Annotated in this window: 18 protein-coding genes and 1 CRISPR repeat array; of the genes, 10 read left to right on the top strand and 8 right to left on the bottom strand. The window is 63.2% G+C overall.

Features of this window, described 5'->3' with window-relative positions; translation table 11 throughout:
• The first annotated feature begins 168 nt into the window (after nt 1-168).
• The 8 genes from ACOOHB_RS01055 to cas2 all read left to right on the top strand — a co-directional run bounded on the left by ACOOHB_RS01055 (nt 169) and on the right by cas2 (nt 9,781).
• Nucleotides 169-321: a hypothetical protein gene (locus tag ACOOHB_RS01055; RefSeq protein WP_420442979.1), complete on the top strand. Its 153-nt coding sequence runs from the start codon at nt 169-171 to the stop codon at nt 319-321.
• Nucleotides 322-329: 8 nt separating this feature from the next.
• On the top strand, nt 330-578 hold the full coding sequence (locus ACOOHB_RS01060) for a hypothetical protein (protein WP_420442980.1): 249 nt from the start codon (nt 330-332) through the stop codon (nt 576-578).
• A gap of 331 nt (nt 579-909) precedes the next feature.
• Nucleotides 910-2,157 carry a type I-G CRISPR-associated RAMP protein Csb1/Cas7g gene (gene cas7g, locus ACOOHB_RS01065; RefSeq protein WP_420442981.1) on the top strand — a complete coding sequence of 416 codons (1,248 nt, stop codon included), beginning with the start codon at nt 910-912 and terminating at the stop codon, nt 2,155-2,157.
• On the top strand, nt 2,154-3,848 hold the full coding sequence (gene csb2, locus ACOOHB_RS01070) for a type I-G CRISPR-associated protein Csb2 (protein ID WP_420442982.1): 1,695 nt from the start codon (nt 2,154-2,156) through the stop codon (nt 3,846-3,848). The genes cas7g and csb2 overlap by 4 nt, the downstream gene beginning before the upstream one ends.
• A complete protein-coding gene (cas3g, locus tag ACOOHB_RS01075; RefSeq protein WP_420442983.1) occupies nt 3,838-6,915 on the top strand; it encodes a type I-G CRISPR-associated helicase/endonuclease Cas3g in 3,078 nt (1,025 codons plus the stop codon). The genes csb2 and cas3g overlap by 11 nt, the downstream gene beginning before the upstream one ends.
• Entirely contained in the window at nt 6,915-7,847 is a 933-nt protein-coding gene (locus tag ACOOHB_RS01080; RefSeq protein WP_420442984.1) for a type I-G CRISPR-associated protein, Cas3-extension family, read from the top strand. Before cas3g ends, ACOOHB_RS01080 begins: the two co-directional genes overlap by 1 nt.
• On the top strand, nt 7,840-9,480 hold the full coding sequence (gene cas4g/cas1g, locus ACOOHB_RS01085) for a CRISPR-associated endonuclease Cas4g/Cas1g (protein WP_420442985.1): 1,641 nt from the start codon (nt 7,840-7,842) through the stop codon (nt 9,478-9,480). Before ACOOHB_RS01080 ends, cas4g/cas1g begins: the two co-directional genes overlap by 8 nt.
• A 4-nt stretch (nt 9,481-9,484) precedes the next feature.
• Nucleotides 9,485-9,781 (top strand): CRISPR-associated endonuclease Cas2, encoded by a 297-nt coding sequence (gene cas2, locus ACOOHB_RS01090; protein ID WP_420442986.1) that lies wholly within the window; start codon nt 9,485-9,487, stop codon nt 9,779-9,781.
• Between the two features lie 170 nt (nt 9,782-9,951).
• Nucleotides 9,952-12,395: direct repeats of the CRISPR family, unit length 36 nt; unit sequence GTCTGGCGGATCAATTGATCCGCCCTTCATTGAAGC.
• A 449-nt stretch (nt 12,396-12,844) separates the two neighbouring features.
• On the opposite strand, the gene ACOOHB_RS01095 is transcribed toward cas2, so the two are convergent.
• The 4 genes from ACOOHB_RS01095 to ACOOHB_RS01110 all read right to left on the bottom strand — a co-directional run bounded on the left by ACOOHB_RS01095 (nt 12,845) and on the right by ACOOHB_RS01110 (nt 15,767).
• Complete coding sequence (locus ACOOHB_RS01095) at nt 12,845-13,141, bottom strand: hypothetical protein (protein ID WP_420442987.1); 297 nt, start codon at nt 13,139-13,141, stop codon at nt 12,845-12,847.
• A 31-nt stretch (nt 13,142-13,172) separates the two neighbouring features.
• Nucleotides 13,173-13,364, bottom strand: a complete 192-nt coding sequence (locus ACOOHB_RS01100; protein WP_420442988.1) for a hypothetical protein — start codon at nt 13,362-13,364, stop codon at nt 13,173-13,175.
• Between the two features lie 113 nt (nt 13,365-13,477).
• Nucleotides 13,478-14,473, bottom strand: coding sequence for a molybdopterin-dependent oxidoreductase (locus ACOOHB_RS01105; RefSeq protein WP_420442989.1), 996 nt, complete (start codon nt 14,471-14,473; stop codon nt 13,478-13,480).
• Nucleotides 14,474-14,669: 196 nt separating this feature from the next.
• Nucleotides 14,670-15,767: an ABC transporter substrate-binding protein gene (locus ACOOHB_RS01110; protein WP_420442990.1), complete on the bottom strand. Its 1,098-nt coding sequence runs from the start codon at nt 15,765-15,767 to the stop codon at nt 14,670-14,672.
• 118 nt (nt 15,768-15,885) lie between these two features.
• Here ACOOHB_RS01110 and ACOOHB_RS01115 point away from each other — a divergent pair, with 118 nt between their 5' ends.
• Nucleotides 15,886-16,149 (top strand): transposase, encoded by a 264-nt coding sequence (locus ACOOHB_RS01115; protein WP_420442991.1) that lies wholly within the window; start codon nt 15,886-15,888, stop codon nt 16,147-16,149.
• A gap of 28 nt (nt 16,150-16,177) precedes the next feature.
• Nucleotides 16,178-16,723 (top strand): transposase, encoded by a 546-nt coding sequence (locus tag ACOOHB_RS01120; protein WP_420442995.1) that lies wholly within the window; start codon nt 16,178-16,180, stop codon nt 16,721-16,723.
• A 66-nt stretch (nt 16,724-16,789) separates the two neighbouring features.
• Here ACOOHB_RS01120 and ACOOHB_RS01125 read toward each other — a convergent pair whose 3' ends face one another.
• The 4 genes from ACOOHB_RS01125 to ACOOHB_RS01140 form a co-directional block, all read right to left on the bottom strand.
• The gene (locus tag ACOOHB_RS01125) at nt 16,790-17,572 is read right to left on the bottom strand and encodes an ABC transporter permease (protein ID WP_420442992.1); all 783 of its coding nucleotides are present in this window, start codon (nt 17,570-17,572) and stop codon (nt 16,790-16,792) included.
• The gene (locus ACOOHB_RS01130) at nt 17,569-18,390 is read right to left on the bottom strand and encodes an ABC transporter ATP-binding protein (protein WP_420442996.1); all 822 of its coding nucleotides are present in this window, start codon (nt 18,388-18,390) and stop codon (nt 17,569-17,571) included. The genes ACOOHB_RS01125 and ACOOHB_RS01130 overlap by 4 nt, the downstream gene beginning before the upstream one ends.
• Nucleotides 18,391-18,431: 41 nt before the next feature.
• Nucleotides 18,432-19,409 (bottom strand): ABC transporter permease, encoded by a 978-nt coding sequence (locus tag ACOOHB_RS01135; protein ID WP_420442993.1) that lies wholly within the window; start codon nt 19,407-19,409, stop codon nt 18,432-18,434.
• A gap of 10 nt (nt 19,410-19,419) precedes the next feature.
• The coding region (locus ACOOHB_RS01140) for an LLM class flavin-dependent oxidoreductase (RefSeq protein ID WP_420442994.1) at nt 19,420-19,870 on the bottom strand (451 nt) is incomplete at its 5' end.

Below are 19,870 nucleotides of genomic sequence, written 5' to 3' on the forward strand. Positions count from 1 at the left end.
GGTGCGCAACTAATGATTGCATTGCAATCACCCCGCTAGGTTCAGTCTGAGGTCAGACAGCCACTGCCGGGGAGATCTGGACGATGGCAAGCATCGCCATCCGCAACCTTGACGATCGGATCAAGGCGCGACTGCGCCTGCGTGCCGCCAGTGTTCAGCTAGACGACGATGTTCGTTCTGGACACGAACGTCGTCTCGGAGTTGATTCGTCCCATTCCCGAGATGTCGGTGGCCACGCGCAAAGTGGCCGATTTCGCCGGCATGGGCCTCGATATCGTGGATCCTTGGACTGTGCGCGGGGGCGGTGCCGCAGGGCGATGACGTCACGGATGCCATCCGGCTGTGGGTTTCGATTCCGCTGGTGGGACAAGGGACCGCGAAGCAACCGCCTGCTCGGCGGCACCGGCCAAACAGCCCTGCGAGTGACCTACTTGGAACAGACCGCAGCACGCGAGCCAAAGACCTGCCGTCTCACCCTGCTGAGCACCCACGCCGAGCGCCTGTTCGCCGTGGTCGGCCCCGGTGCGGGGCAGAGCGAGCGCACTCAACCGGCACAGCCGCGGCCGACGCCGGGGTAGCCAGCGTCCAATCTTCCTCGCCTTTCAGGACGCCTCGCGCTAGACCTGGAATGGCGGGGCTTTCAAATCCCGGCCTCGTGCTGAACACGGGCGAAATGGCCTACCGACTTCACGACCGCATCTTCGTCGCTCCAGCAGACCGCTTCGGGACCACCTGACTGCACCGAGGTCGCCCTACCGGCCTGTTTCCCAAGCGCACAAAGCGCTTTCCCTAGCCCAGTCACGCCGTCGGATCAGGGCACCGGCATCAGCCGACGAGCAAAGCATCCGCGAACTTGTCACACCCCTCATTCAAGATAGTTGGAGTGACGACTGTGGAGAGGGTTGAGCGATGACTGAGTTGACCTACGAGATGCTGCGGGACGCGGTGGCAGGCGGAGCGGTTGCGCTGCGCTCTGCGTTGAGTCTGCAGCCGGCCGACGGCGACGGCGGGAAAGTATTCCCGCCCACCTATTCCGTCGACAACCGGGCTGCCTATGCGGTCGAGGACCGGCGTGTCGGGGATCGGGTATCCAAAACGGTGCTACTTGACTCTGTGGCTTCGCAAGCGAACCGCGCTGAGATGTCGCTGCTCGAAGGTTGGGAGAGCGGTGAGCTCAGCTTTCCCGTTGCCTACGTCGATTTCGCCGGTGAGGAAGGCGTGAGAGATATCGGCCGACTTACAGTGCTGGAGGCTCCGCATCGCATCGCGGATGCAATATTTCGTGACAGTCTCTTGGACGGCACGCTGTTTCGCCTGTCAGATATCGGTCGCGCGATCACTGAGGCACATCCTCGCAATGCGACCGAAATGTTCCGTTATGCACCGACAGCGCTCTTGTTCGGTCAATGGGACTCGACGGGGCCCAAGGGAGGTCTCGGCGCAAAGTTCCAGCGGGCGTTTGTGTCGGAGATCGTCGGCCTCGATGCGGAGATCGGTATGAAGGTTGGCAGCCGCATCGACCCGCTGCAGATCGAGAGGCTCGCTGGAGACAAGATTGCGTACAACCACGCCAAATCCGAGCAAGTCTGGACCTTCGATCCAAACGAGGCTGTCCAACTCAAGGGCGGAAAACCGGAACCAGCGTCTCGTGGAAGCAAGTCCGGGGAGGCTGGTCAGCCGTCCAAGATCAACCATGGCAACATCCCACCTTCGATCGATCCGTTGACAGGGGGCGTGACGATCTCTGCGGCGCGCCAGACCACGGTGCTGTCACTGGCAGCGCTGCGCCGACTCAAGTTCGAGGGCGAGAGTCGGGGCGCCGCTGTGGCCGCCCGCACTGCTGTTGCTGCATTGGGCGTTGCAGCAATCGCGTATGGCTACGAGATGGACTTCGATCTGCGTTCGCGGTGCTTGTTGATTCCCGAGCATTCGCCGTCCGTCGAACTCGTCGGGCGGGATGGGTCCACACCGGAGATCGTCGCTATCGGTCGCGATTCGAGTGTGCAGCTTGTAGAGCAGGCGGCGATTGCTGCACTGGATGCGGGCCTCGGCTGGGCCACTGAGGAGATCCGGCTTGTCCCCGCACCCAAGCTGGTCGAGTTGCTTCGGCGCAGTCGCGAGGTCTCGGCACGCGAGGGTGCCGTGGAGTCGGTGTGATCGCCGTCGAGGTCACGCTGTTGACCGGTCGGTATGTGGCCACGGCACACCACGACCGCCGAGAACACGAGTGGCCGCCGCACCCGGCGCGCTTGTTCTCGGCGCTCGTGGCGACATGGGCCGACGCTGACGTTCCAGATGCGAACGAGAGGCACGCACTTGAGTGGCTCGAAGGCCAGTCCGCGCCGGCGATTACGGCTTCTCGAGCCGAGGACGTTGCCGTTCGCCGGCCCGTGAGCCACTTCGTACCTGTGAACGACGCATCGGTCGTCGCAGGCGCGCAGTATCGGCGTCGCGTCGAGCGGTTGGATGACGACCTCGACGAGCTCTACCGAGAACTCGAATCAGCTGGCGGCGGGATGACGCGAGCTGTCGAGCGTTTGCGCGACAAGATCGACAAGGAACGCGATGTGGCGTCGATGGTCGATCCAGTTGGCGCTACCAATCCAAAGGCTGCAGTCGCGCTCCTCCCAGACGGCCGTGGCAAGCAGGAACGTCAGTTTCCATCCGTCACACCTGACTGCTCCCTTGTGACGTTCTGCTGGGAGGCAGCCCCTCCATCGGGCGTCACCACTGCGCTTGACGCGCTGCTTGGCAGAGTGACCCGAATTGGGCACTCGTCATCGTTGGTGTCGTGCCGGTTGCTCCTGACTGCACCGGAGCCAACGATGCGGCCGGGTACCGGAACGACAATGTTGCGCTGTACCCAGCGCGGCCAACTCGCTGCTCTTGAGCAGATGTATGCGGCCCACGAGGGCATCCGGCCGCGGGCGATGCCGTTCGTCGGCGTTCGATACGCCCATGTGGACACCGAAGGGGGTACGGCGTCTGCCGCCGTGCGCTCCGATGTCGCTGGTGAGCTCGTTGTCTTCGAATTGCCGGGTGCCAAACGCCACTTGCCGTTGACGCGCACCGTCGAACTTGCTGAGGCACTGCGCGGCGCCATCTTCCATCACGCAGATGACCCATTGCCAGAAGGTCTCAGTGGCCATCTGCCGGACGGCAGACCGAGTCGTGACCCCCACATCGCGTTCTTGGCGCTGCCCAACGTCGGCCACAACCACGCAGATGGCCGACTCATGGGCATGGCCGTGATGCTGCCCGACGGGCTCGATGAAGCGGCGGCGCGAGCCGCCTTGCGCGCTATCGGCCTGTGGGAACGAGCCGAGCCGAATGGTCAGTGCCGACTGACACTTCCCGGCGGTGCCGAGCTTGATCTCCAGCGCAAACAACCTCCGTTCGAATTCAAGAGCCTCGAACCTCAATCGTGGTCTCGGCCGTCGCATGATTGGGCGAGTGCAACTCCGATTGCCTTGCCCAAGAACCCGGGGCGGCTGACGCAGGGCTCGCCAGCCGCCCGAGCGAAGGCTTGGGCCGCCGCTGAGGATCAGGTGCGGCAGTCGTGCGCTCACGTCGGTCTGCCTGAGCCCGCATCGATCGCAGTGTCGCTCGATCCGCTCATGATCGGGGCGAGGCCAGCTGCTGCCTTTCCGGTCTTCGTGCAGGGCTCTCGACGAGGTGACGCGGTCCGTCGGCGGCTGGTGCATGCAGCCCTTCGATTCGACGCAGAAGTCGAGGGCCCGGTTGTGCTGGGTTCCGGCAGGTTTCTTGGACTCGGCCTCATGCGACCGCTCCCGGAACGACGGACGGCGCCTGAGACCAGAAACGGGCGAGGCCAAGATGAGCGTTGAGCAGCTGTCTGCCGATGACTTTGCTTCTTTCTTCGAGGCTGTCCACGATCATCCGCCGTATCCGTGGCAGGTGCGCCTCACCAAACAAGTGCTCACAGAGGAGCGTTGGCCCGAGGTGATCGACCTGCCGACCGGTACTGGCAAGACAGCGGTGCTCGACACGGCGGTGTTTGCGCTCGCGGCCAAGCCCAAGGTGTTTCCGCGACGCGTTGTCTTCGTCATCGACCGCCGCATCGTCGTCGATCAGGTCTACGAGCGAGCCCAGCGCATCAGCCATTTGATCCGCATTGCGGACGGCGGCGTGCTTGACCGAGTGCGCTCCGCTCTCGATGAGGTCGCCGCTGATGTGGACCAGCCCATCGGCGTCTCAGCGTTGCGCGGCGGCATCCCGCTCGACAACGAATGGGCCACTCGGCCCGATCAGCCGTGGGTGATGGTCTCCACCGTCGACCAGTTCGGTTCGAAGCTCTTGTTCCGTGGCTACGGCGTTAGTTCAGTCATGCGGCCCGTCCATGCAGGACTGGCCGGTAACGACTGCTTGGTGATCCTCGACGAGGTTCATCTGAGCCGGCCGTTCTTGGCCACATTGCGCGATATCAAGTTGGAAGCGTCCAGCAACTCCTTTGACGCAACACTGCTGCCCAAAAGAGGCGGCGTCGTTGAGATGTCGGCAACTCCTCCCGGCGACGAGCGTCGTCGTTTCGTGCTTGATCCCGCCACGGACCTCGATGGCCCGGATGCAACGAGAAAGCGGCTCCGTCGCATCGCTCGTGCGCCGAAGCGGGCCTGTCTGGTGCCGTTGCCGGGCAGCGCCCCGCATGCGGCCTTGCCGAAGGAGATCCTGCGCATCGTCCGGAAGAAACTCCAAGAACATGAGCGAAGTGTCGGTGTCGTGGTTAATCGGGTGCGCACGGCGCGAGAGGTGAAGAGTGCCCTGAGCGAGGCAGGTTTCACTGCGCATCTCATTACCGGTCGCATGCGCCCGCTGGACCGGGAGCGTCGACTCCGCGAGATCTCTGAGCTAGTTGATCCTGATGGCCGGAATCCTGAGGCGGATCGGACGGTTGTGGTAGCTACGCAGTCGATCGAAGTCGGCGCCGATTTCAGCTTCGATGCACTCATCACCGAGGCGTGCCCACTCGACAGCCTCCGTCAGCGGGTTGGTCGCCTCGACCGGCGCGGAACTCTGGCTCGCGACACAGGTCGACCGGCGCGCTGTTGGATTCTCGGCTTGAAGTCCGATGTTGAGGGCAAGCGACCCGACCCGATTTACGGTCAATCCGTCCGAGTCACTTGGCGTGAGCTATGCGAGCGCGCCGTCGAATCAGAGATCGATGTCGGCCCGGCGAGCGAGAGGCTGGAGGATTTCCCCGTCGAAGCGAGAGCGCCAGCCGCGAAAGCACCGTTGTTGCTGCCCACGCACATCGAAGCGTGGGCGCAAACGAGTCCTGAACCACTGGTGCAGCCGGACATCAGCGAGTTTCTGCACGGGTTCGTCGAGAGTCCTCCTGAGCCTGAGGTCTCAATCGTCTGGCGCCGGGACCGAAGCAGTGAGGCACTGCGGTTGGTGCCACCGCGCCCAGCGGAGCACCTGTCGGTGCCGATGTCGGCGGCACGAGCATGGCTACGCGGTGCCGACGAGACGCCGACCGCGGATGTCGGCACACCCGCCCCGCAAAGCAGACCGACTCGTGCGGGTGATGAGACTGCAAGTACAGCAAGCAAGCTTGTTTGCCGATATTGCGGCGGTGACGAAATCTTCGAGGAAGTTGGAATCAACGAAGTGCGGCCCGGTGATGTCCTGTTGGTCGATCCAGCGCAAGGTGGCCTGACCGCTGGCACTTGGGATCCTCAGCCTGCGAAGGTCGCCAGGACCGAATCCGGTGCCGACGATCACCACGGCACAGCCGACGCGGCGGTCGATGACCTGGGCGATGAGGCTCAATGGGCGTACGGTCGGCGACGCACGTTGCGCCTCAGCGATGGTCTGCGTTTGCAGCTGCAACGCCGGCTTGGTGGCGACGTTGCGGAAACGCCGGGGCCTATCAGCGAGGCGGCGGCAGAAGGGGCCCAACCCACGGCACTCTCGAGGAGGCAGCAGGTGCAGGCATGGGCTCGCAACGTTCTGCAAGTCGCGGACTCGCAGCCAGCCGATAGCGGCTCATTGCCTGCGTGGTTGGCTGGCGGACACCCTCGGCCGCTCGACGACGCGGAGGTCGCGAACGGTCGCCGTAGCGGCGCGTTGCAAGAACAACTCGGAATGCTGCGGTGGCTGGCAGAGGCAGATGAGCGTGAATTCAGCGTCGAGTTGGTGACGCCAAGATCCTCGGGAGTCGCCACTCCGTCGGGACAAGTTCGGCTCGAGGACTACTTTGTGGTCGTCGAGCGTTCCGTGGATGTCGCGACGCTCGGAACCGGTGGCAACGATGCGTCGCTGACAGGTACCGGCGTCCTTCTGGAGGACCACCTCTCGGGAGTCGGCAATCGTGCGGCGGCATTCGGGCATCGCCTCGGACTTTCAGATGCGTTGATTGCAGACTTGCGGCGTGCCGGCGAGATGCACGATCTCGGCAAGGTCGACAGCCGATTCCAGGCGCAGATGGTCGGCCATGATCGCGTCCGTTTAGCGATGCAGGACAAGCCGCTCGCGAAGTCACTGCCTTCCGCGCGTCCTCGTCCTCACCTCTGGCCACCCGTGCGCCACGAAGTCGCGAGTGTGGCCATGGCGCAGTCAGCCCAGGAGTTCATGGCGCGTTGCCACGACCCCGACCTCGTGCTGCATCTCGTGGCAACTCATCACGGCCAGGGTCGTCCCCTGCCCCGAATCGTCTCGGACGATTGCCCGCAGGATTTGGCCTATGAGATTGACGGCACGAGACTGTTCGCGCACACGAACTTCAGCGAAACGCCCATGGCAATCGAGATGGCCGATCGATTCTGGCGCCTGAGCGCAAAGTACGGACACCACGGCCTCGCGTGGCTCGAAGCAATTCTCCGGCTGGCCGATCATCGGCAGAGCGAGCAAGAGGCACACGACCTGGCCGGCTCCGCTCCGGAGGTCAGTTGATGCCTGAGATGCACTTGCCAGGATTGCCCGGCAACAGCCCGCTTGGCTTTCTGGCCGCCCTTGGCACGCAGGTCGCCCTTGCTGATGCCGGTCGTGACTTCCGCCTTAGTTGGACTGATTCGCTCATTCCGGTCGCAGCTATTGATCCAGCATGCGAAGTCGATGAGATCGCTACCCATGTTGTCTCATTGGCAAGAAGATGGGCCATTGGACCAGCGCTAGACCCGTTGCCGAAACGCGACGACGCGAAGTTTCCTGTGGCTGCAATACGGGACTACCTGTCGTCCGCCCGAGAAACACCGGACGGCGTATTGGCGATGTCATTTGTCGCCGAAAACAGTGTCGACGTCATGACAGGCTCGAAGGCGAAACCGACAGATTTTGACTTCACCTCCGGTAATCAAAAATTGTTCCATATAGCAAGAAGAATACTCTCCGAGACTCGGATGGAGGATATCGAACAAACCCTTGAAGACGCATGGCAATACGATGAACGGTTGCCATCGTTAGGTTGGGATGTCAACGATGACCGCCAATACGCGCTATCGGCATTCAACCCCACAAACACAACAAGTAATCCCAAGTTGGCTTGCCCCGGCGTTCAATGTCTAGCGATTCTGGGCTTGTGTCAATATCCAGTGTTTCGCGGACTGCGAAAGACCGCGACTACCGCGTGTTATGGCACTTGGAATCGAGGCGCATTTTCTTGGCCGTTATGGGAACGGCCCGCGTCGCGACGTGTTGTCAGGACGCTCATTGCACACACTTCTATACCGGAGACTGCGAAGGCAAATACTAGGACGCTGTCATTCAGTTCCCGAGTTGAGAACTTCCCTGGCTGGGGCATCATCAAGATCATGTCATCTGATATAGATCGGTCTGCCAAGTACGGCAGGTTCAGCCCTCCTCGAGTGATCTGGCAACGTGCCTGAAGTACCCGATCTCGTTCCGGCCCGGATGGTCAACGAGTTCGTGTACTGCCCGCGACTCTTCTACTTGGAGTGGGTCCAGAGTCGTTTCGAGGACAACGCCGACACGGTTCATGGCCGCTACGTGCATCGCAGCGTGGATCAGGGCGGTGGCCGCATGGGCGGATCCTCGGAGGACGATCCAGTGCGTAATGCGCGCTCGGTACTCGTCAGTTCTGAGCGGCTCGGGCTCATCGCCAAGACCGACATCGTCGAGGGCTTCGACGGAAGGGTCGTTCCCGTCGAGGTCAAGCGCGGCCGGCCTCCCAAGCACGGACCCGCGTGGGAGCCGGAGCTTCTGCAGCTGGCTGCTATCGGTTTGATCTTGCGTGACGAGGGCTACGACTGCGGCGAAGGCCAGTTCTACTTCGCTTCGTCCCGCGAGCGCACGACTGTCGAATTCGACGACCGGCTCATGGAACGGACGCTTGAGGTCGTGGAGCGGCTGCGTGGCGTCGCTGCCTCGGACGACCCGCCACCTCCTTTGGTGGACAGCCCCAAGTGCCCGCGGTGTTCGCTGGTCGGAATCTGCCTGCCCGATGAGACCAACTTCCATACCGGTCGCGTCGACAAGGCCCCGCGGCGACTCACACCGCGCGATTCGGCGGCCCGCCCGTTGTATGTGACCGAGCAGGGTGCTCGGCTCGGCATCAGCCAACGTCGAGTAGAGGTCAAGGTCAACCGTGAAGTGGTGCGTAGCGATCGTCTCATCGACGTTTCTCAGATCAACCTCAGCGGGAACGTGCAAGTGTCCACGCAGTTGCTGCACGCGGCGTTCCGCGAGGACATTCCGGTGTGCTGGTTCAGCTATGGAGGATGGTTCCAGGGGATGGCGCATGGCATGCCGTCCAAGCATGTGGAGTTGCGGCGGCGTCAGGTTGCGGTGGCAGCCCAGGCAGGCTTGCCGCTCGCCCGACAGATGATCGTCGGCAAGATCCGCAACTCCCGAACGCTGCTGATGCGCAATTCCCGCGAGCCGGTGGATGCGGCTGTCCAGCAGTTGAAGGATCTCGCCTCGAAGGCGGGCGAAACCGATTCGATCGAGTCGCTGTTGGGCATCGAGGGCGCAGCGGCTCGTTCGTATTTCGGCAGCTTCGGATCCATGCTGAAGGATGACCCTCTCGGCACATTCGACTTCGCTGGGCGCAACCGACGGCCGCCTCGCGACCCGGTCAACTGCCTGTTGTCATTCCTGTACGCCTTGCTGGTCAAGGACCTCACCGCAGTCGTATTGGCCATCGGTTTCGACCCGTATTTGGGCGTTTATCACCGCCCCAGGTTCGGGCGACCCGCACTCGCACTCGATCTGGCAGAGGAGTTCCGCCCCATCATCGCCGAGTCGGTTGTCATCAACGCCGTGAACAACGGCGAGGTAACCAAGAATGGCTTCGTCATACGAGCTGGGGGAGTCGCACTCGAACAAGCGGCACGTCGAGCCGTGATCGCTTCGTATGAGCGGCGGCTCGACCACGAGGTCACTCATCCCACCTATGGCTACAAGATCACCTACCGGCGTGTGCTCGAAGTTCAGGCCCGGATGCTCGGGGCCTGCATGCTCGGTGAGATTCCTGAGTACGTTCCATTCACTACGAGGTAGGTTCATGAGCGGTCGTCGCCGATACTTGGTCTCCTACGATGTCAGCGATCCGAAGCGTCTCCGTAGGGTTCACAAGGCAATGAAGGCATACGGTTGGCCAATGCACTACAGCGTGTTCATCAGCGATCTCGACGACATCGAATTGATCGATCTCAAGATGGAGCTAGGAGAAGCCATTCATCATGGCGAGGACACCATTGCCTTCATCGACCTCGGGAAGCCGACAGAACGAGGTCGAGAGTGCTTCGAATTCCTCGGCAACGCGCCGCCACTGCCCCAATCTGGACCGGTTATCGTCTGATCCGAGCGGTCCGGTTAGGTCTCGATGCCCGGGGAGCGCTCGCACCCCGTAAGTACGGGCCAATTCTGCACTTTGACAATCGAATGCCATGCTTCTCACGAGCGCCCCAGCCCGGAGCGCTCGCAACTGCTCGCGAAACTGCTGGTCAACCCCGGTAGATATCGAGAGCGGTCTGGCGGATCAATTGATCCGCCCTTCATTGAAGCTGAGTTGAAGTCGCCGGCGTCGCCGGCGATGCGGTAGTCTGGCGGATCAATTGATCCGCCCTTCATTGAAGCAGGAGAGTTCCGAGTGGTCCTCGTCTGGCTGCCGCGTAGTCTGGCGGATCAATTGATCCGCCCTTCATTGAAGCCTGCCACTCGCGGATGTTGCCGCCCTTGCCGGCGTCGCGTCTGGCGGATCAATTGATCCGCCCTTCATTGAAGCGCTGAGGCCGCTGTCCGAGTGCTGTCCGAACTGCCGTCTGGCGGATCAATTGATCCGCCCTTCATTGAAGCGCTGGTACGCACGCCACACCGCGACACACTCAGCACAGTCTGGCGGATCAATTGATCCGCCCTTCATTGAAGCGCGGACTCGCACGCCTTCGCTGTCGCCAACGGCAGGCTCGTCTGGCGGATCAATTGATCCGCCCTTCATTGAAGCAGCCGATCCCGAAGAGGCGCTGTATCGGCGACGCGGGTCTGGCGGATCAATTGATCCGCCCTTCATTGAAGCCGTGCCAGCACGAGCCATCCGGACTCGAGGTCGAGCAGGTCTGGCGGATCAATTGATCCGCCCTTCATTGAAGCATCCGAACTCGCCGTCTTGCGGATCGACGCCCCACGAGTCTGGCGGATCAATTGATCCGCCCTTCATTGAAGCTACGGCGACACTGTGCGCCTCGGCTCCGGCCACGGCCGTCTGGCGGATCAATTGATCCGCCCTTCATTGAAGCGTCGTGAATCTCGGGATCGTGAACGAGGAGCCGACTGATGTCTGGCGGATCAATTGATCCGCCCTTCATTGAAGCACCGGTGCGCTGCGTCAGTCTGTGTCTGTGGCGTTGGTCTGGCGGATCAATTGATCCGCCCTTCATTGAAGCCGCAGAGCAGCACGAACGTCCTTCTTTGAGGTTGTGTGTCTGGCGGATCAATTGATCCGCCCTTCATTGAAGCGATGCTATGAAGTGGGCAGACGCTTTAGTACTGGTCGTCTGGCGGATCAATTGATCCGCCCTTCATTGAAGCGGGGATTGGGGTCTGACGCTTGCTACTCTTCTGTAGCGTCTGGCGGATCAATTGATCCGCCCTTCATTGAAGCGCGGGACCTGACTACGCGTCGGACGGCGGCAGTGTGTCTGGCGGATCAATTGATCCGCCCTTCATTGAAGCGCTGTAGCCCTCGGTCAGATAGACGAGATCTGGGTCGTCTGGCGGATCAATTGATCCGCCCTTCATTGAAGCCAGCAAGTCATAGGAGTTGCTAGTGAGCAGATGCCCGTCTGGCGGATCAATTGATCCGCCCTTCATTGAAGCACACACGACCAACAGCACCGAGTCGTTGGCGGCTAGGGTCTGGCGGATCAATTGATCCGCCCTTCATTGAAGCAGACACGGCGGGGCGTCGCCCAGTTCACGGGACTCGAGTCTGGCGGATCAATTGATCCGCCCTTCATTGAAGCCGTTTCTGCGACTGCGCCGGAAGCGTCGACCTCGGCGTCTGGCGGATCAATTGATCCGCCCTTCATTGAAGCGCCTGCATCCGGTCGAGAGCGCCGGACATGCGGTTGACGTCTGGCGGATCAATTGATCCGCCCTTCATTGAAGCCGTAACGAAGCTGATGTCGAAGCGTCCGACGCAATGCTGTCTGGCGGATCAATTGATCCGCCCTTCATTGAAGCATGGGAACTCTCCGTTCCAAACGGCCACTACAGCCAGTCTGGCGGATCAATTGATCCGCCCTTCATTGAAGCATATTCGTGAACACCGTACGGTCGCCAACTTGTCGGTCTGGCGGATCAATTGATCCGCCCTTCATTGAAGCAACCTCGCGACGCTCCTCGTCGACGCTGCCGTCGCCCTATCTGGCGGATCAATTGATCCGCCCTTCATTGAAGCGTCGACGACGCGGAACACGTGGACGCGGCTGGATCCCTGTCTGGCGGATCAATTGATCCGCCCTTCATTGAAGCCAGATGATCGACATGCTCAAGGGCGACGTCCGGATGTCTGGCGGATCAATTGATCCGCCCTTCATTGAAGCGTGCATGCCCTGTACGTGCCCAATCCGGCCACTCGCACGTCTGGCGGATCAATTGATCCGCCCTTCATTGAAGCAGCGGCTTCGTCAGCTGGGCGATGTAGGTCGCCTCGATGGTCTGGCGGATCAATTGATCCGCCCTTCATTGAAGCGGTGAGTGCTCGCATTTCGTCGGTGAGTCCGGAGGTGGTCTGGCGGATCAATTGATCCGCCCTTCATTGAAGCACGACCACGTTGCCGGCGATGGATGCGCCGAGGTCGGCGTCTGGCGGATCAATTGATCTGCCCTTCATTGAAGCGGTCTGATGGGAGTCATGCAGCGTTTAATCAACGATGGTCTGGCGGATCAATTGATCCGCCCTTGGTTGAAGCGATCGCGACGACGATCTCTTGGGACCCGATGGGCGCTTCCCCCGTGGCTGGTCAGTCGGTTACGGCGGGCTGGTCGCCCGCGTTGTGATGGCACTGGTGTTCGTGTCGAGTTGGTGTGCGATGGCCCAGGCTCGTGAGGCGCCGGGCGGTGTTGTGGCGGGCGAACCATTCGGAGATCGATCGCCGGGCTGTGGCCCGGTCGGGATGGCGGGACCTGCGTGAGCGACGACCCTGCCGGCGGCAGCGCACCCGCGGCGACCGCGCCGACGAATCAGCGGGTATGGTGGCCCCCGTGAGGTTCGCCTCACTCACACAACCCAAACTGACAGACCAGGCAGCGCCCTCGAACGTGAAACCGTTCGGGGGCGCTGCTGTTTCCTAAGCGGTGGTCGGGCGCTGATTCGGCCTTGCCGGGGTCTGCAGCCTCGACCGTGCCTTATCCGGGCGGTTCAAGAAGCGAGCGCACGCGCTAGGGCGTTGACGATGCGTTCGGCTACATCGGCTGCTGCGCGGACATGAGTCACGTTCAGCTTCCTGGAAGCAAAGCCCCCGTACTCTGCAAGCGCCCGATCCTGGCGGATCTCGTTCGCATCGACGAGATCGCTCGCGGAAATGGACCCTGCCAATTCGCGCCTGGCGTAGTCAATTGTCAATCGGTGGGCGCCTTCGCCACCGCGTACTCGGAGCCCGTTTGCCGACATATGCCCAACCACGGCCTTGCGGATGGCGTCGTGGCATGCGGGCATGGCGAGTGTTGTGTCGCTCTCAGCGAGCCAGTCAGACGCGATGCTCGACTTCTAGCATGATCGGCGTCAGGGGCTGCTCTCGAATTTGAGCGACGAACGCTTCCGGCGAAGGGGAATCCCAGCTGTCACGGTCGATCACGATGGGGTTGACTTCTACCCGCAGATCCTCTTCGACGTCACGGCACGCCGCGCGAACTGCCCGCAGCGGCGCCTTGCCAATCACAGCGACATCGATGTCGTTGGGAAAGAGGCCGGGCTCGCCGACAAAGCGAGCCTTCGCGATTTTGTGGGATTCGGGCTGCAGGGCTAGGCGAGGCGGCGACTAACGGCGACCAGCTATTCCAGCGGGAATGGGAGTTGGAGCCACCAAGGGCGGTCGACGGGGTCGATGCGGGTCACCCACTTGACCCACCAGAAGCCCCGCCGTCCGGGTGCCACCAGTCGCACCGGGGCGCCGTGGCCGCGGCGCAGCGGCTTACCGCTGTAGCCGACGGCCAGGTACAGGTTGGCGACGTCGCGAGCGGGGAACAGGCGGCTGTAGCCGGTCAGCGATGTGACTTCCAGCGTGGGCGCGTCCACCGACCCCATCAGCTCGGCCAGCGGCACCGCGTCCCACGACTGGCGGCTCCACCACCCGCCGGTGCAGTCGAGGTCGGCCGTCACCGGGACGGCTCGTGCTCCCAAGGCCTCGATCGTTACCGGTTCGCCTGCGACAGTGAGGTCCCAGTGCGAAGCGGCCACTCGGGGCGACTGGTCGTTGAGCCACATGGTCGTTGGCATATCTGCCGGGTTGAACGAGGCGATCTCGTGTGAGCCGGTGAATCGCCGGTTGTCGCCCACCGCCAGCTGCTGAATCCAATACACCGCGCCAGCAGCTGCCAGTGCGACGCCCCCGCCGATCAGTGCCCTGCGGTCGAGGTCGGCCGCTTTGGGGCGTCCTGGCCGGCTGACGATATGCCACACCAACAGGGGGGCCAGCAGCGCGGCCAGCAGAACATGGGTCCACAGCGCCGACCAGTAGCCCACCCCGTGCCACAGCCCGGTGGCGTGGAGGACGCCGAGCACGACGGTGGCTGTTACCAGCGCTCCCAGCAGCATCGACAGCCACCGGGTAGGTCGGCGGCGCTTCAGCCCGGTGCGCACCGAGCCCCGGAGCTTGGCCGGGGCCAGCGCCAGCAGGCTCAGGCCGGCGAGGGCATGCACGACCGTTAACCAGCGGGCCCAGCCGGTACCCATCGCCCAGGACGCCAGCCCAGTCCCGGCCGCCACTGTCGCCGCGACAGCCAGGAGCAGATCCACCCGTCGAGCAGTGAGCCAATCGCCAAGTCTCATCTCATGTCGATCTATATCGCGATCACCGAGGACATCCCGCGATTCGACGCGAAGATCCGGCGCATTGTTGACGAGGCCCGGCCAGATCCTGACCCGAGCGTCCCAAATACTCCCCGCAAAGCGGTCTCTGGCCGACAGGGGCGACGGCGATTGACTCGCCACCGCCCCCAAGTCGGTCTGGTGAGTGCGCGAGCGGCTACTCGCCGCCGGGAAGCAGTTCCACGGTGACTCGCTGCCAGCCGTCGCCCACGACATCGATGCCGGCCTCCCGCAGATTCGCCACCGCCTCTTCAGCGATGTCGGTGCGGTAGGCGCCGTCGGTGGGTGCCGAGGCCAGGATGCCCTCGCCGGTTGCGACTTCGACAGTCTGCGCCCACAGGTCGGGATCCATGATGCCTGAGCCCAATGGAGATGGCCAGATCAAAGCGCTGATCTCGTTCATCTGCCATGTCTGGTGCGACTCGCCCAGCGTCGAGACATTGTCGAGCACGATTTGCACGCACTCGGCGGGGTTGTCCCGGCAGTGGATCCAGCCTCTCAGCGACGCCTCAACGAACCGAACAGCCGCATCGCGGTAGGCCGGATCCTCGTCGAGGCGGTCGGCGTCCGCCCACAGAGCGTCCTGCAGCATCGCCGTGCCCACGTCATTCCAGTTGATGACGTTGAGATCTCCAGGCTGGAAGAGCTCGCCGGTGTCAGGGTTGACCGTCTCGAGCACTTGGGCGTACTCGTTGTAGATCATGGCCTGCGCTGCGTCGATCTGACCATCGATCAGAGCCAGCATGTCGAAGTTCTGCTGCACCAGCTGGACGTCGGAGTCCGGGTCGAGCCCGTTCTTGCGCAGTCCCGCCAGCAGCTCGAATTCGTTGCCGAATCCCCAGTTGCCCACCGTGCGGCCCTCGAGGTCACTAACCCCCGTGATGCCGGAGCCAACGAAGGACACCTGCAAAGTGGCGCTTCGCTGGAACACTTGGGCAATGTTGGTGATGTTGGCACCCTCTTCTCGCGGCACCAAGCCTCTCGGCACCCACGAGACCGCGAATTCAGCAGCGCCTGAGTCCAGAACCGAGGCCGGAACGATGTCAACGCCACCCTCGAGAATCTCCACGTCGAGTCCGACGTCTTCGTAGAAGCCGAGCGCCTGGGCCGCGTAGTAGCCGGCGAACTGTGCCTGCGTGAACCACTGCAGCTGCAGCGACACTTCGGAAATGGGCTCGAATTCGGGCTCATCGGTTGCGTCATCGCTGCCGGTGCAGGCCGCGGCTAGTAGGCCTAGCGCCAGCAGCGGCACCATCAGCCGGATCAAATTTTTCTTAGAGGCCGCGCGGATTGGCCATCCACGGGTTGGCTGGTTCCCCGGTGTATTGGTCGGGTTGTCCTGAACAAGACAACCCGTGGAGGCCGGTTTCATCATGCGCGCTTTGGAGCCCGAGGTGGTGGATGTGATCTGGGCGGCGGTCGAGCCGATGCTGCCTGTGCGGCCGGTGGGTGACCCTGGCAGGGGGCATCGCCCCCGGATACCGGACCGGCTGTGCTTTTGGGGGATCCTGGTGCGGCTGGCGACGGGCTGCTCATGGCAGTGCGCGGAAGCGCTGCTGGGATGGCAGGTGTCGGACACGACGCTGCGGTCGCGCCGCGACGAAGCTGATCGCGGCCGAAGCGATCGCTGCCTATGACCGGATCGTGGGACTCGATCTCGATGACGTGTGCGTCGACGGGTCCACCCACAAAGCCCCTTGTGGTGGGGAAGGGACCGGCAAAAGCCCCGTGGACAGGCGAAAACTCGGCTGGAAGTGGTCAATCGCGATCGACGGGGCGGGGATCCCGGTCGGGTGGGCCGCCGCGGGCGCGAACCGCAACGACATCATGCTGTTCGACCCCACCATTGCCGAGATCGAACGCCAAGGGCTCCATCACGACACCGAGACCTTGCACCTCGACCGCGGCTACTGGGGCGCCCGCGTCGACAACTCAGCAGCCAAGGCCGGCATCACCGATCTGGTGCGGCCCCCCAAACGCAAACCCGGCAACGACGGCCCCGCCGAACCGATCACAGCGCCGCTGGGGCTGCGCTGGCGCGTCGAGCGAACCAACTCATGGCTGTCCAACTACGGCCAGCTGCGACGAAACACCGACCGAAAACCCGAGCACCGCCTCGCCCAGCTCGCCCTCGCCGTCGCCTTGATCATCACCCTCAAACTCATCGACCACCGCAACCGCTGGCAACCCCACAACCGCCCAATCCGCTAACGCTCTTAGCCTTCATATTTCCCCCCTATTAGGTTCCCAAATGGGATCTCACAAACAGCAATCGGTTCATGACGCCTTCCGCGCTGCGAAGTACCACGGCATGATCAGCCGTTCGAGCACCGCAGCAATCGCGTACAGGCCGATGCCCACCAGCGAGCCCGCCAGCACCGCGGCCCACGCGTCGTCGTAGCGGGTCAAACCCGCTGAGTTGGTGATGACGTTGCCGAGCGCGTCCTGGCGGCCGCCGAAGTACTCGGCCACGATGGCCGCGATCACCGCCAGCGACGTGGCGAGCTTGAGCGCAGTGAAGAAGTACGGCATGGCGTTCGGGATTCGCACTTCGCGCATGATCCTCCACTTGCCGGCGCCGTAGGACTCCATGAGCTCGACCTGGCTGGGTTCGGGCTGTCCGAGCCCTCTGGTTGTGTTGATGAACACCGGAAAGAAGACCAGCACGACCACGACGGCCTGGTTGGAGCGGGGCGACAGAATCCCGAACCAGGCGTTGAAGATGGGTGCCAGCGCGATGATCGGCACTGCGTTGACGGCAACAGCCAGCGGTGTGATCGTCTCGTTGGCCGAGCGGAAGGCTGTGACGAGCACGGCAGCCGCCGCTCCCGCCACGACCCCGGCGAGGAGTCCGGTGACGATGATGAAACCGGTGATGCCGGTGGCTGTCGCGATGGTTTCGAAGTTCTCGGCCACCGCACTGCCAATGCGCGAGGGCGGCGGGAGCACGAAGCCGTCAGGGTTCAGCACAGCCAGGAGTGCCTCCCAACCGGCGAACATGATCAGCGCGGCCACCACCGGCGGCAGCCACGAGCGAAGCAGCGCCCTTGCCGCGGTCACGATTCGTGACCTCCTCGCAGTGCGTTTCGCACCGCGGTCACGTTGGCGAAGTACGCCGGGTCGTCGCGGGTTGTCTCGCTGCGCTCCCCGAGGTCGGTGTCGATGACAGCGGAGATCCTCCCCGGCCGGGGCGACATCACCACCACCCTCGTGGACAGGAAAACCGCCTCGCTGATGGAGTGGGTCACGAAGATGACAGTGGTCTGTGTCTCGGTCCAGATCCGCAGCAACTCGTTCTGCATGTGCTCGCGCGTCATCTCGTCGAGCGCGCCGAACGGTTCGTCCATCAACAGCAGTTTCGGATCGAACGACATCGCCCGAGCGATGGCGACGCGCTGCTGCATGCCGCCGGACAGCTCTGCGGGGTGGTGCCGGGCGAACTCGCCCAGCTTCACCAATTCGAGCATTTCGGCTGAGCGCTGCCGACGGTCGGCCGCCTTCCAGCCCATCAGCTCGAGCGGCAACTCGATGTTGCGCGACACGTTGCGCCAGTCGAACAGACCTGCCCTCTGGAACACCATCGAGTAGTCGCGGTCGAGGCGGGCACGGTCGGCCGGCTTGCCGTTGACCTTGACCGACCCATCGCTCACATCGATCAGCGCAGCGATCAGCCTCAGCAGGGTGCTCTTGCCACAGCCGGACGGGCCGATCAGCGTGACGAACTCGCCTGAGCCGATCCGGAGATCGATGTCGGTGAGTGCGACGACCTCGTTGGGGCGCCCCGGGTTGAACACCTTGGAGACGTTCTCCACCTCGACGGCGGCCGTGGCGGCGTTCGCCGCGCCGTCGAGGTCGTTGCTCTCGCCCGCATCGCTCATGTGCCCGTCGCTCATGTGCCCGTCGCTCATGTGCCCGTCGCTCATGTGACAGCTTCCCGGCCCTTGCGTCCCACCAGCGCGTACTCGACGGATGAGATCACCGCGAAGACGAAGATCCCCAGAACCGCCGCACCCAGCACGGCCACATAGAGGCGCTCAGGCCCCGTCGTGTAGCGCTGGGCTTCCAGCAGCACCCGGCGGCCCAGCCCGCCCCTCACCCCGGCAGAGATCTCGCCCACGATGGCGCCCACGACGCTCGCTGTGGCTGCGATCTTGAACGCAGCGAACAAGTAGGGCAGCGACGCCGGCAAGCGCAGCCGCCACAGCGTCTGGCCCCATCGTGCTGCGTAGGAGTCCATCAGCTCGAGGTTCTCGGGCCGGGGGGACTGCAGGCCTCGCAGGCCGTTGATCGTCACCGGGAAGAAGGTCAGGTAGGTAGCGATGACCGAAACCGACATCCAGTCCTGCCAATCGAAGGGCAGGAAGTCCAAGCTCTTGCGGCCCCAGATCACGATGATGGGCGCGATGGCGATCAGCGGGATGGTTTGGCTGGCGATGACGTGGGGCACGAACGCACGCTCCAAGCGCCCCGAGGTGGTGAGCACGATGGCGATGCCCAAGCCGACCAATACCCCGATGGTGAACCCCACCGCTGCCTCTCGCAGCGTGAAGGCGGCTTCGGTGGCGATGATTGTCCAGAAGGCTTGGCCGGTGCCCCTGGGCTCAGCGAAGATCCCCGCGACGATGTCCAGCATTGGGGGCATTTTCAGGTCGTTGGTCTCGGGCAAGAACGACCCGATCACCGGCCAGCTGGACTGACCGTCGTCGATGGCTGTTCCCACCTTCTTGTAAGCGGTATAGGCAAGGCCCAGCAGGCACACGAACAGCGCCAGTACGACCACCTGCCGCAAGGTTTGGCGGGCTCGGGCGCGCCGACGCTCGCGGGCCGCCTGCTGTCGAAGAAACTGGTCTCGGACAATCGGGTCGATCGTCGCCGGGGCAGCGGTGTCAGCTTGCACGACGCGCCGGTCAGGTTCCCAGCGCCGGAATGATCTGCTGGCCGTAGGCGCTCAGTGTCTCGTCTTTGGCGTCGTGCATCAGGTAGATGGCGAACTGGTCAACGCCGAGGTCGCGCAGCTCGCCAAGCCGGGCAATATGGCTGCTGGCGTCGCCGAGAATGCAGAACCGGTCGATCACGTCGTCGGGGACGAAGTCGGTGTGGATGTTGCCGGCCTTTCCGTGCTCGGCGTAGTCGTAGCCCTGGCGCCCGGAGATGTAGTCGGTGAGTGCTTGAGGCACCCCGCCGCCGGTGTCTCCGTAACGCTCGACGAGGTCGGCCACGTGGTTGCCGACCATGCCCCCGAACCACCGGCACTGATCGCGCTGGTGGGCGAGGTCGTCGCCGACATAGGCAGGCGCGGCGACGCATATGTAGAGGTCGTCGGGATCGCGACCAGCCTCTGCCGCAGCACGGCAAACG

This window comes from Candidatus Poriferisodalis sp. (genome assembly GCF_965215815.1).
In the GTDB taxonomy this organism is placed as follows: Bacteria; Actinomycetota; Acidimicrobiia; order Acidimicrobiales; family Poriferisodalaceae; genus Poriferisodalis.